Raw genomic sequence first — 19,870 nt, forward strand, 5'->3', positions numbered from 1 at the left:
TCTGGCGAATCCAGCGACAGCATGGTCCCTCGCTCACGCGTTCGGGTTGCGATTCGAAGACCAGATCGCACGGCGTTGAGCCCAGACGTTTGACACCCCAACGAAAAAAAGGCGACCGAGAGCCATTCTCTCGGTCGCCTTTTTTCGTTTTCAGTTTGGAACTGGCGATCGCTCAGATCATTGGGTGTTGCCAGTCGTTCCGGCTGCACTGGTGGTCGGCAACTTTGGAGCGGCCATTTGCTCGAGTCGTTCTCGGTTGATCTTGGTGGCCACAACACCCGGCGAGGTGGCTGGTTCGATCGTGGTCACGAAGACTTGAGGTTGGGACTGCCCGTCCAAGACGTAGCTCGTGACGGCTTCCCGAACCGCTTTCAGGCGGGATTCGGTTTCAGCTTGGGTGCCACCACGCAGGACGTGGATCTCGCGGCGTCCTTCGGGAGCCTGCGTCGCGATCCAGCGAACTCGATTTTGGCCGGCCGCCAACAAGGCTCCGTCACCACCCCGGAACAGCTCGTGCCCGATGGTGTTGTGCATCCGCCAGCCGTTGCGTTTCATGGCTTCGAAGGGCATCACAACCTGCACCGCGTCAACTTCGTTGAACGGGTCGGGCCAAGCCACGTTGCGGTGATAGCCGACGTGCATTTGATGAACCAACGAACCCCAGTCCGCCGAAGCCGTTGGTGTGCGAATGCCGCCCAATGCCATCGCGGCGAGGATTGCGGCGAAGAGCAACATGCGTTGTGTTGGGAACGTGGTCGCCATGGTCGGGCAAATCCTTTTGCAGGGCCGAATGTAAGTGAGTCGCAGTGCGTTGGATCCCAAACGCGAAATGCGAAACGGGAGCCTTGATACTTTGTCTCATTCGGCGTTTTCCCGCTCCTGCTTTGGACCGACGGGAGGCAGGGTCCCCGGTTTGCGTGGTCGACAAAGTCGTTGCAAGCGTTAGCGTTGCGCAGAGCCTTGTTCGCTGTAGCTGGATTCGCCAGAATTCAGATCATTGAGCTGGCTGCCATCCGAATTCTGGCGAATCCGGTTACGTCACGCAGCGTTTGCTCAGGATTCGTCCGCGGTTGTCTGGACGACCAGCTTGTGGATGGCCTCGATGGCCTGCGTGTCACTTCCATGCAACACCTTCATGGCGTCCACGCCGCCCGTGATCTCAAAGGCTTGTTCAACCTCTTCGGTCGTCAACCATCCCCGATAGCCGTAGTAACGAATCTCGGCGAGTTTTCGCAGCGGCGTCATGGAACTGTCCCCCAAGACTTGGGCAACACGTTTGCGAGCCACTTCGGGGCTGAGCGTGGGCAGGTCCGACAACGTCAAACGCTCGTCGACCACGGCCCATAGCGATTTCAGTTGCTCGTCGACGTAAGCGGACGGCGAGCCTCGCCCAACACGAGTCATGCGTTCGACTTCGGTGTTGTCCATGGGGCCAGAGCTGACCAGGGTCTTTCCCGTCCGAGCGTCCAGGACCTTCACGCGACTGATGTTGCTGACCGCACCGACTCGGTTTTCTTTCAAACCAACGTCGAAATGGACCAGCAGATCGAGGCCATGTTCGTGAGCGGTCTTGACCGTTTCGCGGGAATTGCCTTCACCAACGAACAAAACACTGGGAATCCACATGGACTTGGCCGCTTGGTCGACCGAGTCCCCGTTGACCGTGTGCCCTTGGGTGGTGGACTCTGGTTCCACATCGGTCAGGGCGTGCCCAAACTTGCCTTCGGTGATTCGCTTGGACAGCCCCGACTTCACCGTTTCAGCGACCAGCCCCAAGAAAGTTTCCATGCGGGCGTCGACTTCCTCGTCCGTCATCTCGGCTTTAGGAACCGCCATCCCGGCGGCAGGGTTTCGTCCGCCTCTTCCTGGCATGCCCATGCCCGGCATCCCCATTCCTGGGCCACCCATTCCCATGTCGCCCTCGTACATTCCCATGTCGCCCATGGGCATTTCACCCCCCATGCCCATCCCGTTGGGGCCTCCCGGGCCGGGGCCGCCCATCCCGGGGCCCATCATGCCTGGGTCCATGCCGCTGCCCATTGCCATTTCCATCATTCCGGAATCCATTCCCATGCCATCGGGACTCATCCCACCGCGGCCCATGCCGCCCGAGGATCCCGATTCTGTGATGGGCGAAGGGTCGGCAGTGGAGGAGTCGCCGTGAACAGCCAGGCTGGTCCCAATCCGGAGGTGCCAAAGCGGTTTCCGGAAGTGCTTGCTGAACTTGATTTGATCCATTTGTCGCTCGGCCGCGTCACTGCCCCGGGCGATGAAGCCGTGGAACAACTGCAGTGCCAATGGCAGGTTGCCGTAGCGATAGGCCACGTGAGCCTCATTGCGGAGCACCGGGCCCAAGGCGACAGGGGTTTTCGGAGCCGCAGCGGAAGCGAAGATCTGCTGCACCCGTTCGGTCAGGGGCGACCAATCAGGGTTGAACAACTCCAGCATCACCATCGGCGAAGGCTGCATGTTCGCTCCCCGCCCGGAATTGGATTGCCCGCCGTAACCGGAACCTCCATAGGGGTCATCCATGCCGTATCCCGACCCCATTTCCATCTCGTAACTGTCCATGCCCTCGTAGCCTGGTTCCATTCCTCCGTAGCCAGGAGGTCCGCCGGAACCGGGAGGCCCACCATAACCAGGAGAAACATCGTCTCCTCTCGCCTGGGCTTCCATCGCCGCCCGCTCAGCCGCCTCCATCGCAGCCTGTTGACCTTGCGCGAGCGCGACCGACGAAAACGTTGTCACGCCAGCGGTCAAACAAAACGCCGTCAAACAGAGCTTCCATCCGGCCAAGGGGGAAGATAAACGCGGCGACAAATCAGCAGACTTCGTCAGCATTGGAAGAATCGAGCGGAAGAGGGGCAAGGCAGACATGCGATCAGGCTCCAAACCGAAACAGCTTGTTGGGAACGTCGTCGGGATCGCGGCAGAATCCGTCAAAAATACTGGAAAATGGCTACTCGGAGCCAAACGACAGTCGTCTATAATAAGCGACGACGACGGAGGTCGGGGAACGGATTTTTGAAAAGCCTTCAAACAGTCGCGTCAAAATCCGAATGAATTTGATGCGAACCGGGCTCGACCAGGGAACTTTCTCCCCACCCGCACCGTCCATGTTGAAACGTCGGTCCAACCTTTCCGTCCCGCCTTGTGAGAAATCGTCACGATGCCGCGTGTTTCCCTGACGAGCCTTCGAAGCCGCTCCAAGAGAGATCGAACGCGCGGAACCCGCCGTCGTTTGGCGATGCAAACACTGGATGATCGCCGCGTGCTGGCCGCGATCGTTGGTTCCGTCTTTCACGACGCCAACGATTCCATGCAAAAGGAAGCCGAAGAATCAACTTTGGCCAACCGCTTGGTGTTCGTCGATCAAAATGACAACGGCTCGTTGGACCAAGGCGAACGATACGGTTTGACGGACGAGTCCGGCCAATTCTCGCTGGATGGACTCGGCGACGGCACGCATGTCGTCCGCGTCTTCAACGGCACCCAGTCTCAAATTCAGACGACCCCGACGACAATCACCGCGAATCCGTTCCTTTTGGAATCCGAGATCACGGCCGTCACCCCCGCCTTCGTTCTCGATGCGGGCACCGAAAACGAAGCCATCTTGCCGGCGGTTTTCGCCAAGGGCACGTCGCTGCACACGTTGTCCAGCAGCGGCACCGTCGCCTCGACGTTGGATCTGGGCATCGGCATTCAAGCCCTCTGGCGTTCACCGGCAGGCGAATTGGTCGTGCTGGGCGACAACACCGTCGGGCACAAAGCCTTCATTGTGGACGCTACACTTTCGAGCGCCACACCTTTCACCGACAGCGACTTGGCACCGCAATTCGTCGGTCATGCGATCGATGATGTGGGCCGCGGTTTGTTGCTGCAAGCGGCCGACAACGGCTCATCCCAGCTCTGGACAGTCGACACAGCCAGCATGAGCGCCGATGCGACGGGCGCCTTGGTTCCTGAAGGCACCGAACTGATTGGCGACTCGAGCCCGCGTTCGACTGACGGTCCCACGCGATCCATCCTGGCTCGCGCGACACAAATCGACGATGGACAAGGCGGCACCAGCGACGGCCTTGAGATTCACGTTTGGAGCAACGCCGACCACTCGTTGCTGACCAACGATCCAATCATCGTCGATGGCGGCGTCGAAGTGGTGGGCTTCAGCGATGAAGCTGGCCTGTTGGTCGTTCGGCAATCGGACGGTTTGACGGTCCACGATCTTGAAACAAACGACTTGGCAACTCTGTACAGCCTGCCAACGGATGCTCCTGTCGCGATCGATGCGGCTCGCGGGTTGATCGTCACCCTGACTCCGGACTCGGTCGACCCCGTCGAGGCTGGACTGCGATTGATTGACGCGGACTCCGGCGATTTGGTTGTCGACCTGGCGATCGACCTCTCCACTCTGAATCTGCCAGCGACCTCCGGTGCACAAGGCATTTCGCTGGATCCTGAATTGCGTCGTGTCGCCTTGGTGGGCGCCGCGGGGATGGCGGAGATGAGCCTTCGCACACCTGCCCCTCATCGTGTGCAAATCACCAACAACGAAGATCCCTCGCCCATTGAATTTGGGATGCGGTTGATCGGCGCCAACACCGCTCCCAACTATGACACCCCGCCGAGCTGGGTGATGGACGAGGACACCGTGCTGACCAACGCGGCTCCTGCGGTGTATGGCGATTCATCAGATGCGGACGAAGACGATTTTGTACTGCTGCCGATCCAAGGCACCAGCGCCGGCGTGTCCACCGTGACCCTCGCTGGGTCGCTGTCCTACGTTCCCATTGAAGATTTCGCTGGTGTCGACCAATTCACCGTGTGGCTGCATGACGGCCGTGACTTCACCGAACATGTGCTGAACATCACGGTCGAAAACGTCCCGGACGCACCGACCGAAGTCATCCCGCACATCGATTCGGTGCCTGAAAACATTCCGCTGAACGCAGCAATCGGCCAAATCGAAGTCATCGATGGCGACGGGCAAGGCAACCTCGTCATCGACATTGATGACGATCGATTCATCGTCGACCAAAACGGCAATCTGATCTTCGTCGGTCCAGACAACCTGAACTGGGAAGACGAATGGGCGATCCCATTGATCATCACGGTCCACGACCCTGACTTTGAAGAACCACTGGTTCACACCGCGACGCTGCAGATCTTGGATGAAGACGATCCGATCGAGGACGTGTTGCCCGGGAACGCCACCGTTCGTGAAAATTTTGAAGGCGACGTGGTCACCGAGATCACAGTCGTCGACGAAGACGATGACCAGTTCTATGACTTCCTCGTTGACGACGACCGCTTCCTGATTGTCAACGGAAGTCTGCGACTGAAACCGGGCATCGCAGTCGATTTCGAAGAGTCTGATACCATCGTGGTCAATGTCACGGTGTCGCACCTGGATGATTCGTTCGAAAAAGCGATCACGCTGCAAGTGATCGACCAGCCGGAATCGCCAAGCAATTTTGTTTTGACGCCGGCGACCGTCGAAGAGCAAACGCCTGGTGCGATCGTGGGCGAACTTCGTATCGCTGGCAATCCTGCCGCGAACAATCACTCGCTCACCGTCAACGATTCTCGTTTTGTCTTCGACGGGTCGACACTGAAGCTGGCGGAAGGCGTGTCCGTTTCGCTGATCGACCAACAAGAAATTGAAATCGACATCACCGCCACGTCGCAATCCGCCGGTGTCGCACCGGTCACCGAAACCTTTTTGGTCCAAGTGATCGAGAACGACACGCCGTACCACAACGACATCGAACCGCATGATGTGAACAGTGATGAAGAAGTCACCGCGCTCGATGCGTTGACGATCATCAACTACCTGAACATCTACGGTCCGGGTCCAGTCGGTTTCGGCGACCCCGGATTTGGATACGACGTCAACGCCGATGGCTTTGTCACCGCGCTCGACGCCTTGCTGGTGATCAACCATCTCAATCAAATCACTCGGCCAACGGGCACGGTCAACAACGGCGAAGAAGAATCGGAAGGTTCCGGCGAAGGCGAGCCAATCGCCGACGACCAACTGGCCCAGAACAGCGAAACTGGTTCCAACGAATCCTTGGCGCCCGGCAACCAAAACGTCAGTGGCCCGTTGGAACCTCGCGGGTTTGCTCAATCGACGCTGAGACGCCAGGCTCGTGATGCGGTGCTGACCGACCTTAGCAAGCTGATCGACAGCAGCACCGACGATCCATTCGCGGTTTCGACCGAGCAATTGGTCGATGTGCTCTCGCGTGTCAGCGATCTGGATGACAACCATCATGACTCGGCACTCAAACTGCTGTCCGACGAAGCAGACGAGTAGTCGGCTCACCGTTGCATATTGGCCAACGGCCAAACGCAACGTAGCCGGATTCGCCAGAATTCGGTCATCCACCAACTCGAACATCTGAATCCAGCGGCTGCGTGGTCCCTCGCTGACGCGTTCGGGTTGTGATCGGACGACCACATTGCGCGCGTCTGAATTCTTCGCGAATTCAGCGACACGCGACCAAGTAGCCGGATTCGCCAGAATTCGGACATCCACCAACTCGAAGATCTGAATCCAGGCGAATTCAGCGACTGCGTGGTCCCTCGCTGACGCGTTCGGGTTGTGATCGGACGACCACGTTGCGCGCGTCTGAATTCTTGGCGAATTCAACGACACGCGACCAAGTAGCCGGATTCGGCAAGGATTCGGGCATCCGCCAAATTTCACAATGCGCGGATTGTATCGATTGAGCCAGTAGCTATGCTTGGGAGAGCACCCCTCTGCAGGGCCGCCCTGGCGATCGTTCATGCACGAGAGTTGCTGGTCAACCAATGTGCCTGGGCTCAATTCAATGACTCGCTTTCAATCCAAACGCAAACCCACTTTCGCGCAAACTCAATGGTCCGTCGAACCACTTGAGCCCCGCCTGATGCTGGCCGGCGATGCGGGGGCCGAAGTTGCCGCCGCAGCCGCTTCCAACTCCACCGATCCCGGCGAAGCCACCACGGACCGCGATTCAACCGACACGGGCTCGCGTTCCGAGCAAGCAGCCGATTCGTTCACAGAAATCGCGTTCATCGACTCCGCGGTGGAAGAAACAGAACAACTCACACAGTGGATGCGCAGCGGCGTTGAGATCGTGTTGCTGGACCAGGCCTCGCCCGCGATCGATCAAATGACGTCGGTCTTGGCAAGTCGCACGAGCGTCCGGACCATTCACGTCGTTTCGCACGCCGAGGCTGGCGTTCTGCAATTGAGTGGTCAACGCATCGACGCCGAGACGCTACAGCAGCATTCCGCTCAGCTCGATCAATGGCGTCATGCACTCACCGACAACGCCGACATTCTGTTGTACGGATGCGACGCCGCATCCAAGACCGAGGGTCAAAACTTGATCACGACGCTGGCGCGTTTGACCTCTGCGGATGTGGCCGCGTCGAATGATGCCACCGGGCACGCTGCTCTGGGTGGTGACTGGGACCTGGAGGTCCGAACCGGAGACATTGAGAGTGCTCTGTTGGCCAGCGTTGACCGGTTGCAACATGTCGAGATGGTGTTGCCGATTTCCGTTCGCGCGGCAGGCACAACGGGCGATGAACAGATGCAGTTGCAGATCAACGGCGATGTCGTTCAGACATGGAACAACATCGGCGGCAACGCTGACACGCGACAATTCCAAACCTTCACCTACAACGGTGCAGTTGATTTGGCAATCGATGAAGTGCGAGTCGCCTTCACCAACGACTTGTATCAACCCGAGCAAGGCATCGACCGAAATTTGGTCGTCGACTCCATCACGGCCAACGGGGTGACGATCGAGTCCGAAAATGCGAACACGTTTGGAACGGGAACGTGGCAAGAAGAGGACGGCGTTGCCCCAGGGTTCCGCCGCAGCGAGTGGATCCACAGCAACGGCTACTTCCAATACACCGCCCCTTCAACGACCAGTTCGATTTCAATCTTCGCGGCAGGAGCTGAGAACACCGAAACGATCGAACTTTGGATCGCTGGCGAACGAGCCCAGACGTGGCAAAACATCGGCGGCGACGTCGACACGGGCGAATTTGTGCAACTGGACTTTGACGCGGACACCACCGTTGACATCTCTCAAATCCAGATCCGCTTCACCAACGATTTGTATGACGCCGATGGCGTCATCGACCGCAATGTGCGAATCGACCGGGTCGAACTGGACGGCACCTCGTATCAGACCGAAGCCGAAGATGTTTACTCCACCGGCACCTGGCAAGCGGATGGATTGACACCCGGGTTCAAGCAATCCGAGTGGCTGCACACGAACGGTCACTTCCAATACGGAACCACGACCACGAACCCCGGCACGATCTCGCTGGAAACCAGCAATGTCACGATCGACGAAGACGCGGGGACCGCCTTGGTTCGTGTGCTTCGAACCGGCGGCAGCGACGGCATCGCGACCGTCGACTACGACACCTTCGCGGGAACCGCTACCGAAGGCATCGACTACACGCGGCAAACCGGAACATTGACATTCGCCGATGGAGTCACCGAGCAAACGATCGTCGTCCCCATCCTCGACGACGCCTTGCTGGAAACCAACGAGACCTTCAACATCACGATCGACAACGTTCAAGGCGGTGCCAATCTGCTCGTTCCGCGAACGGCGACCGTTTCGATCGTGGACAACGAAGTCAGCCTGCCTGACTACGCCAATTTCGCAGATGTCTCTGGGCTGACGCTCAATGGTTCCGCACAACAAACCGGCAACACGCTAGAGCTCACCCAAGCCGAAAAGAATCAGGCTGGCAGTGCGTTCTATTCCACTGCCGTCAACTTGGCTGAGGATGGTTCCTTCCGAACGGCGTTCGCGTTCGAAGCCATCAACGGTGCGGGAACAGACGGAGCCGATGGACTGACATTCACGATCCAAAATGACCCGCGTGGCTCAACCGCGATCGGTGGGACGGGAGAACAACTCGGTTATCAAGACATCACCCATTCCGTCGCAGTTGAGTTTGACACGTATCGAAACAGCTTGGACATCAACGACAACCATGTTTCGATCCTCACCGGTTCGGTGTACTCGAACCTTCGCACGGCGGTCCCAGAAATCGATCTGAACAACGGAAGCGAACGCTATGCCTGGGTGGAGTACAACGGCACCAGCAAGGTTCTCGCCGTGTACCTTTCTGCCGACCCGACCAAACCCACGCAAGCGTTGATGAAAGCCACCGTCGATCTGCAAACGCAAGTCGGTGACGCAGGATTCGTGGGCTTCACCGCGGGCACAGGCGGGTTGGACAATTCACATCGCATTTTGAACTGGTCGGTCGATCAAACTGCTCCGCCACTGGACCCGCCGGTTGTCGGTGGCGACGAAATTCTCAGCACGACGATCGCATCGCAGCTCCACCTGCCGACCGCAATCGACTGGTTGCCCGATGGAACGATGCTGGTTTCGGAACAAGGCGGCATGGTGAAGACGGTGCGAGATGGAGCGGTCTCCGGTGATCCGTTCGTCGACATCTCGGGAATTGTCAACGGAACTCGCGATCGCGGGTTGCTGGACATCGCGGTCCATCCCGACTTTGCAAACAACCCGTACGTCTACCTGCTGTTCACCTATGACCCGCCAGAGGTCAACGACCAGGCCGCTGGCACGCTGGCAGGTCCCGACGGCAAAGGCAACCGCGCCGGTCGTCTGATTCGAGTCACCGCCGATGCCGCCAACAACTATCAAACGGCCGTCGCGGGCAGCGAAGTCGTGTTGCTGGGCAAGAACAGCACCTGGGAAAACTTCAATGGGTTTGCCAACAGCACCTTCAACTTCACCGAAGCCCCCGCCGGCGAAAATCCCGACGGGACTTACATCAACGACTTCATCAACAGCGACAGCGAATCGCATACGATCGGCTCGCTCGCGTTCGGCCTGGACGGCGAACTGTTCGTTTCGATTGGCGACGGTGCCAGCTACAACCGAGTCGATGTGCGAGGTGACCGTGTGCAGGACATCGACAGTTTGTCAGGCAAGGTCTTGCGAATCGATCCGATCACCGGCGAAGGCCTGACTGACAACCCGTTCTACAATGGCGATCCCGAGGCAAACCGTTCGAAGGTTTATCAACTGGGACTGCGCAACCCATTCCGAATGACGGTCGATCCCGTCACTGGGCGACTGTTCGTGGGGGACGTTGGTTGGACGCAGTGGGAAGAGATCAACTCCGCCGGAGCCGGTGCGAACTTTGGATGGCCGTTCTATGAAGGCGGCAGCGGAACCAGCCTCGTGAATTCCCGTTACGCGAGCACTCCCGAAGGAATCGCCTTCTTTGCACAAGACATCACCGTGACCGCGTCGCAATACGCGCTCAATCATCAAGCCGATGGAATCAACGCGATCGTGATGGGCGACGTCTATCGAGGCAGCCTGTACGGGGACGCCTACACCGGCGATGTGTTCTTCAACGATTTGGGCCAGGGCATCGTTCGGCACGGGGACGTCGACGCCAGCGGAGCGATCACCAACGTGCAAACCTTCACCACCGGTGCGGGTGCCGTGGTCGCGATCAGCCAAGGCCCCGATGGAGCCCTGTACTACGTCGACCTCGACGATGGCCTGGTCGGACGCTGGGAAATCGTCTGAACAACAATCCTGCCAGAGTAGAACATTTGTCCCAAATGTTTGCGTGGTTGGTGGATGTCGTTGAGCAGCGTGACGCGAATGTTTGGGAGCGGACTTGGTTGCGAGGAGGTTTGGCGGTTGAGGGCAGCCCGACGGAACAGTTGAGACAATTGTTCTACACTGGTGCTCGCAGCATTGGGCTGGAAACAGTTGGGATGGTGGGGATTGCGACTGCGCGACTTCTTTCCCGGAGGGAATGCAGAGCGTAGCCGGCGGTCGAGCGACGCGAACACCGCCGGGAAGCCCCCCGATCACACGGTTGACCCCGAAGGGGTCGCAGACTTTTACGGCCGAGTTTTCTACGACACCCTTCGGGGCCGACGCCGCGATCTTTTGTCGCTGTCCGGTGGTTTTCGCTTTGCTCGACCACCGGCTACCGTCTGTGACCACTTCGTGGCCTCACTCGCGAACGCGAGCCCCTGGGAAACCCGAGCAAAATGCGACCACCTTGATTGGACCGCTTGCCACCGATTCGTCAGGCCAGGTGGCACCTGGCCTACAAGGTTGTGGCGGCAGATCGATTGCAACGTACCAATTGATTCGCTCGGTCCTTCACCAATCGTCCAACACGCCGTTCAAAAATCCTTGCCGTTGACATTTGAGGCCTGCTGCGTCACGTTCGGGGACACGAAACACTCGCAAATCCCCGCCTCAAAGCCCATTTCCCGTGTCTCTCGATCCTCAACTGCTCGCTCGTCTCAGCACCGACCCTGCCACACGCATTGACGAAGTCATCGCCCACTACCGGCGTGAACGCCAACCAGTCGAATTGTTCGAAGCACTCAAGATGAAAAGCCGCCTGGCGCACGGGCTGCCCATGATCGCGGATCCAGACGAACCGTTGTTGCAAGGCACGACGGACGCTGAAAAACAACGGGAGCGTGGCCTTGAGGAAGATCTGCTGGACGCCTGTCGCCAAGCCGGTGCGATGCTGATCCAAGACGGCCGCATCGCGGAAGGCTGGATGTACCTGCGTCCCACCGGTGACACGGAACTCGCCCGGCGTTTGCTCGAAGACGTCGAAATCGATGACGACAACTACGATGAGATGACTCAAGTGCTGTTGCACGAGAGCGTTGACCTTCGCCGCGGCTACAACGCGGTGCTGCAGCACCAAGGCACCTGCAACAGCATCACTCTTTACGACCAAGCCATTGCGACACGTTCACGAACCGATCGGCAAATCGCGGCAGAATGTTTGCTGACCTCGTTCTACAACGAATTGCTGTCGCTCGTCCGCGATGACTTTCGCAATCGCGGCCCCGACAACGGAGTCACACCCGAAGCGATTGAAGAAGATTCCGTGAAGCTGAACCTCGGCGAACTGATCGCCAAGTACAAATGGATTCTCGGTGGTGGTGGCTATCACCTCGACACAACTCACCTATCATCCACAGTCCGTTTCGCGACGGTGATCGATGATCGTGAAATGATCGATCGTGCGTTGCAGCTTTGCCAGTACGGCCGACGCTTGCCCGCCGACTTCCAGTACCCCGGCGATGAACCGTTTGTTGATTTTTACCCCGCTCACGCCGCGTTCTTCTCGGCACTGCTCGGCCAAGGTGTCGACACAGCGCTTCGAATGTTCGAACAGAAAGCTCGCACAGTGGACGTCAACGTCGCTGGCGCAGGAGCCATCGAAACTTACATCGACTTGCTCGATCGAGTTGGCCGTCCCGCCGAAGCACTCCGCGCCGCGATCGAGTTGTTCCCGGATGACGTGCCCGTCCAGCGTGTCCTTCCAGAATTGCTGGCGATGGCACGACGCGCCAAACAAGCCGGCGACACCTCCGGGCTGGATGCCCTGGAAAAGTTCTCCTTCGGGCGAAATGACTTGCTCGCCGTCGCGGCGATTGCGGCTGAAAAATCCTGAGCCTTGCACATGATGCTTTCCCAAGCCATCCATTCATTTCTGGCGGAGTCCGCATGCGTTTGATCTTCCTGTGCCCCTTGGCCGTGCTCTGTTTGGCTGTGATCGCTTCGCCCGCGAACTCAGCCGAACCGACAGAATTCAGCGTCATGACGTGGAACCTGGAATGGTTCTTCGACAATCAGACCGCGGACAACCCGAGTGAACTGGGCCGCGAAAAAAGTGCTCCCAGCCGCGAGCAGTGGGATTGGCGTCGCGACCGGGTGGCCGCTGCAATCGCGAAAGTGCAACCGACGATCGTTGCGTTGCAAGAAGTCGAAAGTCAAAACGTGATGTACTTCCTGACTCGCGCGATCGATCGCAATCACAACCGGAAGTACGACGACTACGTGATCAAAGGCGATGACTTTTACACCGAACAAGACGTCGCCTTGCTGGCGACCAAAACAACCGGTGTGCGATCCATCTCCCGAGGCGTCGTGACTCCCTCGATGAAGTCTCGCGGTTACGCATCGGTATCCAAACACCTTTTTGCCGTCGTTGAAGTTCCCGTTCATGGAAAAATCGAACTGCTGGTGATCGCAAACTGTCACCTGCGTGCCATGGCCGAGAAGGGAGAACTGCGAGCACGCCAAGCACGGACATTGAGTTTGTGGCTGGAACGGTTGGTCACTGGCGTGAAGGCATCGCAAGAAGATCCCGATCAACCGGTTCATGTCTTGGTCACTGGGGATTTCAACACCGAAGAACTGGCGGGCCAAATCGCAGCGGACTCGGACCTTGGCATTCTGATGTCACGAGGCACCGACGATCCATCAGACGACTTGATCGATCTGCACGATCACATCCCATCCGGAAAACGAACGACGCACCTGTTGCCCGGTCGCCAGTTCGATCGCATCTTGGTTTCGCGAGACCTGGCGATCGACAATCCCGGTGCGGTTGACCTCTCCCTTCGCGATGTGACCGTTCGAAACGATTTGAACTTCGGCGGCGACCAAGACACCCAAGAAGAACACTGGGACAACTACTGGAACATTCCTGATGACCAGCGTGACATCAGCGACCACAATCCCGTCCTCGCAAGGTTTCAAATTCAATGAGCGATTCATCTCCCCAGCCCGACGCACCGGTCCCTTCCAGCACACCCATTCCCATGGTCCGACTGGATGACTTTCTCAAACGAGAAGGATTGGTCGGAACCGGAGGCGAAGCCAAGGTGCTGATCCAAGCCGGCGAAGTCATCGTCAACGGCGAAGTCGACACGCGTCGTCGCAAACAACTGCACAACGGCGATGTGGTCACCTTCAACGGCGAAGACTTCCCAGTCGATGTCGAATCGCTCGGCGATCCGCCGATGTGATTTGCGCGGGCAACCTTCGCAATGAGCGGACAAGATGTGCCGGGTGCATTTTTGTGTGACGCACCCAGGTTGCCTACCCGATTGCGTATTGTCCGAACCGGTTCCAATACCCGCTGTGGTGGCCCAAGAAATTGAACTGATTGGGCAATTCGCGGCACAAATCGTGATTCATCAAGCGATCGCTCAGCTTTTCACACACGATTGCTCCCGTTCCAACGACGCGGTCGATCACCGGTGCCACGTTCAGGATTCGATCTCGTGGGGAATACAAGTTGATCAATCGCCCGCGAAACGCGTCCGCTTGCAGATTCCAGTTCAACCGCGACGTCATCCCGCCCATCAACAGCAGATCGTCGACGCGGCAATCTCGTTCGGCCAGTTTTTCAAGAGCCGATCGAAGCACCACGGTTCCCAACGAATGCCCAATCAAGTGCAACGGGCGTTTGCCGACGCCCGGCAGATTCAGAATTTGATCGGCCAACCGAATGCCGTCCCGTCGAGCACAGTAGTATCGATGCCGAAAACTCGCTGCACCGATCACCGCAGCGGTCCCAAAGCCCCCCGCCAAGCTTCCAACGCCCACCAAAGCCCGACCGCCATGCAAAGCCGGCAAGGCGACTCGCGCACCGCGAGCCATCACGCCCACCGACGCACCAGCTTCGGCCCAAGATCCCGCTGCCCAGCGGACACGATACGTGGATCCTCTCAAATCAGCCGCACGAATCAGATCAGCGTTGGGACGAGCACGGTAGCCTGCGACCACCACATGGATCGGCCCCCGACTCGACTCGTCGATCGCATCGATGCGTACAGTGACGCGGGGTTTTGGCACGCGGGATTCTGGCATGCAGGACTCTTGAAACGAGAAAATGAAATCGCGGAATCGCATTCGCCGCGAACTCAGCCCCTCTAAAATACCCGATCAGCGGCCCTGAACGCAAAGCGATTCTCCCCCCTCCGTCGAGGTCGTGCAGTTCTACTCCCCCCTCCCTTTGGGAAGGTCGGACCGCTTCGGGCCAGGCAGGGTCACGCGCTGGATCCAATGCGGAGCCCTCCCCTCGCTTCGCTCGACCCTCCCAAGGGGAGGGTGATGACAATCGCCTGGCAATCCAAGACTTAAAAACTGCACGACCTCAGTCGCCGGCCGATCCTCTTGCCATTCAAACCTGTCAATCAGCTCCGTGATCGATGAGCGGGAAAGGTCTGTGTCCGGGACCTTTTCTGCGATTCCCTCCACGGCCAGTTCCGGCAAAAGGGACCTGACCTGATCCCCAACCGTTCCTAACTTCATTGATCCCAATCGGTTGCTCTTTCGCGGGCCGCCTTCTCCCGCTAAATCCGAAGCTTCCAACGGATGCACGTCGAGCGGCAAACTCACTAGACTATCACCGCTTCGAAACGCCTCTGACTGCCGTGCTCACACTCTCTCGAACACCCACTTCGATTCATGCCTGAATTTGGATCCGAATCGTCCTTCCCAACCGAAGAACCGGTGTGCATCGGAATCGATTTGGGAACCACCCACTCGCTGGTCAGCGTGTTCCGGAATGGCAAACCCGAACTGATTGCGAACGCCCACGGTGAAACGCTCACGCCGTCCATCATCGGCGTCTTGGAAGACGGCCAGATCGTGGTCGGTTCCGCCGCCCGAGAACTTCGGGTCACCGCGCCAGAACGATGTGCTTGGGTTTTCAAACGCTACATGGGGCAAGAACGCAAACTCAAACTGGGCGACAAAGAGTTCACGCCGCACGAGCTGAGCAGTTTGGTGCTGCAATCGCTGCGTGACGACGCCGCCGCTCACCTGAACATCGAGATCACCGACGCCGTGATCACCGTCCCCGCGTACTTCAACGATCATCAACGCCAAGCCACCCGGTTGGCTGGCGAGATGGCGGGCCTGAAAGTCCGCCGGATGATCAATGAGCCCACCGCGGCCGCTCTGGTCTACGGCTTTCACGCTCGCGAAGATGAAAAGAATCTGTGCGTCATCGATCTTGGCGGTGGCACGTTCGACGTGACCGTCATGGAAGTCTTCGAAGGCACGCTCGAAATCCGATCCACTGCCGGCGAAAGCATGCTGGGCGGAGAAGACTTCACGGACCGAATGGTGTCCGCGGTGCTGGCCAGTGAAGACACCCAGCTCGAACTGGCCGAACTGCAGCAACCCTTGCGAGTGTCGCGGCTCCGCGGCGAATGTGAAAAGGCAAAGCGTCTGCTCTCCCAAGAAGACACCTGCAAAATCCGACTGCCCGATCGCGATGGAAACTTCCCCGAATCGCCCAAGACCTTCCGACTCACCCGAGCCGATTTCTCACGGTTGTGCGATCCCCTGATGCAACGCATCGCGGGACCGATTGCCCGATCCCTCCGAGACGCGGAACTGACGCCCCAAGACATCGACGATGTGATCCTGGTCGGCGGGTCAACGCGGATGCCGGTCCTGAGAGATTTTGTGATCGACTACTTTGGCAAGCCACCGATCACGGATCACGATCCTGATGAAGTCGTGGCCCTTGGCGCGGCAGTCCAAGCCGCATTGATTGGGCAAGACGCGGCCGTGGACGACATGGTGATGACTGATGTCTGCCCGTTCACGCTGGGCGTGGAGGTCGTCAAAGAATTCGGTGGTCACATGCAAGACGGGTACTTCAAGCCCGTGCTGCATCGGAACTGCACGATCCCGATTTCTCGCGAAGAGATCTTCAGCACCGTTGCGGCCAACCAATCCAACGTGACCCTGAAAGTCTTCCAGGGCGACGCCCGCAAAGTGGCGGACAACACCGCTCTGGGTCAATTGGAGGTCAAGGGTCTGCCTCCCGGTCCCGCCGGCAGTCCCATCTACGTTCGCTTCACCTACGATTTGTCCGGTGTGTTGGAAGTCGAAGCCTATGCACCGGGCGGGGAGCGGTTCCGGACCGTCCTCACCAATCACGTGCACCAACTGTCGCCGGCGCAAATCGAGGAAGCCAAACGACGCATCGATGCCCTGAAGTTCTATCCCCGCGATGATCTCGAGAATCAAAAGCTGGCCCGTTTTGCCGAACGCATGCTGGGCGAACTGCATCCTTCTCAACGCCAGCAACTCGACGACGCCCTGGACATCTACGAAGACGCGATGGCCCGCGCCGATCGCGAACACTTCGCTGCGGCGAAGGACACGTTGTTGATCGTTCTTTCTTCCCTCGGCCTTGATCACGAAGACCAATAGATCCACGGCGTGGAATGCGCCCAAGGCTTCCGCTCGATTTCTTTCCTCACCAACCCCACCGCGGAACGTGTCCGAATCAGCCGCCCAAACGTATTTGCGATCGATGCTGGAAATCAATCCGGTCTGGCAATCCGGGTCCGCGTTGCAACTGCGTCGCAAGACATTGCAATTGCCGAATCATGCCCCTCGGCAAACCGACGTCGACGCCGACTCCGTGGATGACATGGTTGCCAAGCACCAACGTCGCGCTCAAGCACGCGAGACGGTTGCCCATCTTCAAAAGCAGTTCTTTCACTTGTCCGATGAGGAATTGGAATCGGGCATCACCAGTTTGAATGCAACAGAAGTCCCTGAACTGGCACCCACGATTCGTCGCTTGCAAACCGCAGCGAGAGAACGCAACTCCTTCGTTGCGATGTTGGACGATCAACGCTTTGATCGCGAACTTGTGATCGCACTCGGCAAATCAGTCGTGCTGCCGCAGTCCGACGCTGGCTACGTGCGAGAAAAATTCATCCAGAACCTGACGACGAAGAACAGTCGCAAACGAGCCCGTGACACATCGCTGAAGATCCAAAAATCATATCCCAATCTGTTCGCGTTGGAACGCGACTGGTTGACCACGCTGCAGAACACCAAGGCCTCCGGACCGATGATCGCCGGTGAATCCTCGTTGTTCAATTTTCGAGTGCTGTTCTTTGGCACCTTGATCACGTATCAAATCGTCAAGATCTTTCTGATGGACTGATCTCGCCCGCCCGACCTCGTGAACGATGGCGGTCGCACAGCGTGGCTCGGTGCCCGCAAGACTCCATTCCCGATCGCAATCCGCCGCCCCCCTCGCCGACCATCGTTCATGTCTTACCCCGCGTGGCATCATCTTCCGCAAGACCCGCGATCGTTCTTCGAATTGCCCGAGGCATTCGATCGTCGTGATCTGAAGCGTGCTTATGGCAAACTGATCCGGCAGTTCAAGCCGGAAACGCACCCGCAAGAATTCCAGCGGATCCGGGCGGCCTACGAACAACTCGAAAACGCAGAACGATACGGACGCAACCAAGCGGCAAGTCAATCCGCAGCGGAGGCTTGGAAACCCACCGACTCTCCCGGCCCAAGCTCCACCGTCGATCCGAAGCCAACCAAGGAACGTCCGCCCGCGGCGCTCTCGCCCGTGGACGAAGCGATCGCCAACCCGCGTGAGTCCTACCTCCGACTCTCGCAAAAACAGTCGCGTTCGCCCCTGGAGTACTACATTCTCGCGGTGCTCAGCGACCTGCTCGAAAAACCCGACAAAACCGCCCCCCAGCGACGCACTCAGTTTCTGAAGTGGCTGCTCGATGGGTTGCAGGAACATCCACTCGAACCGGGCCTGGTGTCCTTGGTCGCCGGCACCCTTCGCAGTGACGTCCCTGACCAGCAAATCGAAACGCTGCTTCCAGAAATCGCCGCGAAGATCCGTTCGCCCTTGTTCTATCGGTTGACGGAACCACTCTGGGAACGCCTGCTGAATGACCATCCGTTTGAAACGTTCGAAAGCCTGATCCAGGAATGCGAGAGCCACCTTCCCAAAGGTGACCCTCGCGCTCGTCTCGCGTTCTTCCTTCGCATTCTCAGAACCGCGATCTGGAAGGCTCCTCTGGACTGGACACAGGCCCACATCGAAACGATCTCTCGCCAAGCCGCGGACTTGGACGAGAGCATGCACAACGACCTGGAATTCATTGAGCTGTTGCACAGCTATTTGTCCTCTGGCAAATCGTCTGTTGCGACGTTGCCAGCTCGTGCGACGATGGAGTCTTTCATCCGCACGTACTGCACCGGCGATGGCCCTGCCGCGACCGCAGAAATGGCTCGCTGCTTGGACGAAATCGCGCGTGACGCCCACGGTGTCCGCGACGCGTTTCCTACCCAACAAGATCGCGACGATCACTCGCTGTTTCTGTTGATGATGATGGCCACATCGGACCTGGCCGAAACCACCGGCATGATCGCGCCCGCCCCCGACGATGCCAAGAACAACCGGCAGGCGGTTTCGTGTTTGCGAGACCTCAAGAGCACGCTGCAAGACATCGTCAATCGTGTGTCATGGATCGAATCCAAATACAAATGGATCCCGTTTGCGGGGATGTACCTGATCTTCGGAATCGTTTTCTCGTTGCTGTGGGTGCTCCTGTTGATGGCGTTCGACCAAGCCGGTGCTTCGCCAGGCGCGAGCGCCGTCGCCGTGATCTTGCTGATCGGTGGCCTGCTGGTTTTTCCCGTGTTCTACTTCTGGTGGTTCTTCCCTCGGTACCTTGCCAATCGCACCGAGAACGCCCGCCAGAAATACTTTGCCACCTGCTATGAAAAGCGATGGCGAAGCCGCCTGTTTCGCTACGTCCAATCCTGCGGTGAATCACCGAGCGGATCCCTGACACGGCTGAATGAAGCGGCCGCGTTCCACGGTGACTCTGAGTGGATGAACTTGGTGCTCAGCTTTTGCCACGGTGACCTGGGACTGCTGATCTTCGCCCGCGCTCAGTTGTTTGTGGGGTAGGAAGTGTGAAAGGGACTCAGGGCCACAGAACCACAGGAGAAGACGCCCGTCGACACGAAAACCCGACGCTTGGCGGTCCGTCGATTAGTCGTCAACGAGTCTAGAACGAATGTAGGATGGGCACTCTTGCCTTTTTGTACCCCACATCTTCTGGGAGCCGTTTGCGTTGTAAATACAGGCGTTTTGAAGCCAAACATCCCTTGCCCAAGAACCATTAAGCAGGTACGCAGGTGTCATCGGGTATGTG

General features: G+C 58.3%; 11 protein-coding genes. 8 read left to right on the plus strand and 3 right to left on the minus strand.

The features are described 5' to 3' along the window. Positions 1–177: 177 nt before the first annotated feature. Together RISK_RS21090 and RISK_RS21095 are read right to left on the minus strand one after the other, a co-directional pair. Positions 178–762, minus strand: coding sequence for a hypothetical protein (locus tag RISK_RS21090; RefSeq protein ID WP_236696533.1), 585 nt, complete (start codon positions 760–762; stop codon positions 178–180). 291 nt (positions 763–1,053) lie between these two features. Continuing rightward, entirely contained in the window at positions 1,054–2,841 is a 1,788-nt protein-coding gene (locus RISK_RS21095) for a hypothetical protein (protein ID WP_047816330.1), read from the minus strand. A 406-nt stretch (positions 2,842–3,247) separates the two neighbouring features. Here RISK_RS21095 and RISK_RS21105 point away from each other — a divergent pair, with 406 nt between their 5' ends. The 5 genes from RISK_RS21105 to RISK_RS21135 all read left to right on the plus strand — a co-directional run bounded on the left by RISK_RS21105 (position 3,248) and on the right by RISK_RS21135 (position 13,876). Beyond that, a complete protein-coding gene (locus RISK_RS21105; RefSeq protein ID WP_047816287.1) occupies positions 3,248–6,319 on the plus strand; it encodes a dockerin type I domain-containing protein in 3,072 nt (1,023 codons plus the stop codon). A 517-nt stretch (positions 6,320–6,836) separates the two neighbouring features. Beyond that, positions 6,837–10,604, plus strand: coding sequence for a DUF4347 domain-containing protein (locus tag RISK_RS21110; RefSeq protein ID WP_083435096.1), 3,768 nt, complete (start codon positions 6,837–6,839; stop codon positions 10,602–10,604). Between the two features lie 706 nt (positions 10,605–11,310). Continuing rightward, positions 11,311–12,516 carry a hypothetical protein gene (locus tag RISK_RS21125; protein ID WP_047816290.1) on the plus strand — a complete coding sequence of 402 codons (1,206 nt, stop codon included), beginning with the start codon at positions 11,311–11,313 and terminating at the stop codon, positions 12,514–12,516. Between the two features lie 53 nt (positions 12,517–12,569). After that, on the plus strand, positions 12,570–13,616 hold the full coding sequence (locus tag RISK_RS21130) for an endonuclease/exonuclease/phosphatase family protein (protein ID WP_047816291.1): 1,047 nt from the start codon (positions 12,570–12,572) through the stop codon (positions 13,614–13,616). After that, positions 13,613–13,876, plus strand: coding sequence for an RNA-binding S4 domain-containing protein (locus RISK_RS21135; RefSeq protein ID WP_047816292.1), 264 nt, complete (start codon positions 13,613–13,615; stop codon positions 13,874–13,876). The genes RISK_RS21130 and RISK_RS21135 overlap by 4 nt, the downstream gene beginning before the upstream one ends. Before the next feature lie 73 nt (positions 13,877–13,949). Here the strand turns inward: RISK_RS21135 and RISK_RS21140 are convergent, their stop codons facing one another. Further along, a complete protein-coding gene (locus RISK_RS21140; RefSeq protein WP_236696535.1) occupies positions 13,950–14,708 on the minus strand; it encodes a DUF726 domain-containing protein in 759 nt (252 codons plus the stop codon). 615 nt (positions 14,709–15,323) lie between these two features. Between RISK_RS21140 and RISK_RS21150 the strand changes: the two genes are divergently transcribed. The 3 genes from RISK_RS21150 to RISK_RS21160 all read left to right on the plus strand — a co-directional run bounded on the left by RISK_RS21150 (position 15,324) and on the right by RISK_RS21160 (position 19,623). Then, positions 15,324–17,087 carry an Hsp70 family protein gene (locus RISK_RS21150; RefSeq protein ID WP_047816294.1) on the plus strand — a complete coding sequence of 588 codons (1,764 nt, stop codon included), beginning with the start codon at positions 15,324–15,326 and terminating at the stop codon, positions 17,085–17,087. Positions 17,088–17,154: 67 nt separating this feature from the next. Further along, positions 17,155–17,835, plus strand: a complete 681-nt coding sequence (locus RISK_RS21155) for a hypothetical protein (protein WP_236696536.1) — start codon at positions 17,155–17,157, stop codon at positions 17,833–17,835. Between the two features lie 108 nt (positions 17,836–17,943). Further along, positions 17,944–19,623 (plus strand): J domain-containing protein, encoded by a 1,680-nt coding sequence (locus RISK_RS21160; RefSeq protein WP_047816334.1) that lies wholly within the window; start codon positions 17,944–17,946, stop codon positions 19,621–19,623. The last annotated feature ends 247 nt before the right edge of the window (positions 19,624–19,870 follow it).

It is taken from the genome of Rhodopirellula islandica, from assembly GCF_001027925.1.
Taxonomy (GTDB): Bacteria; Planctomycetota; Planctomycetia; order Pirellulales; family Pirellulaceae; genus Rhodopirellula; species Rhodopirellula islandica.

What these genes read in the sequence shown, in the direction of transcription:
- RISK_RS21090 (WP_236696533.1), bottom strand. Translation starts at nt 762, where the DNA reads ATGGCGACCACGTTCCCAACACAACGCATGTTGCTCTTCGCCGCAATC.
- RISK_RS21095 (WP_047816330.1), bottom strand. Translation starts at nt 2,841, where the DNA reads ATGCTGACGAAGTCTGCTGATTTGTCGCCGCGTTTATCTTCCCCCTTG.
- RISK_RS21105 (WP_047816287.1), top strand. Translation starts at nt 3,248, where the DNA reads ATGCAAACACTGGATGATCGCCGCGTGCTGGCCGCGATCGTTGGTTCC.
- RISK_RS21110 (WP_083435096.1), top strand. Translation starts at nt 6,837, where the DNA reads ATGACTCGCTTTCAATCCAAACGCAAACCCACTTTCGCGCAAACTCAA.
- RISK_RS21130 (WP_047816291.1), top strand. Translation starts at nt 12,570, where the DNA reads ATGCGTTTGATCTTCCTGTGCCCCTTGGCCGTGCTCTGTTTGGCTGTG.
- RISK_RS21135 (WP_047816292.1), top strand. Translation starts at nt 13,613, where the DNA reads ATGAGCGATTCATCTCCCCAGCCCGACGCACCGGTCCCTTCCAGCACA.
- RISK_RS21150 (WP_047816294.1), top strand. Translation starts at nt 15,324, where the DNA reads ATGCCTGAATTTGGATCCGAATCGTCCTTCCCAACCGAAGAACCGGTG.
- RISK_RS21160 (WP_047816334.1), top strand. Translation starts at nt 17,944, where the DNA reads ATGTCTTACCCCGCGTGGCATCATCTTCCGCAAGACCCGCGATCGTTC.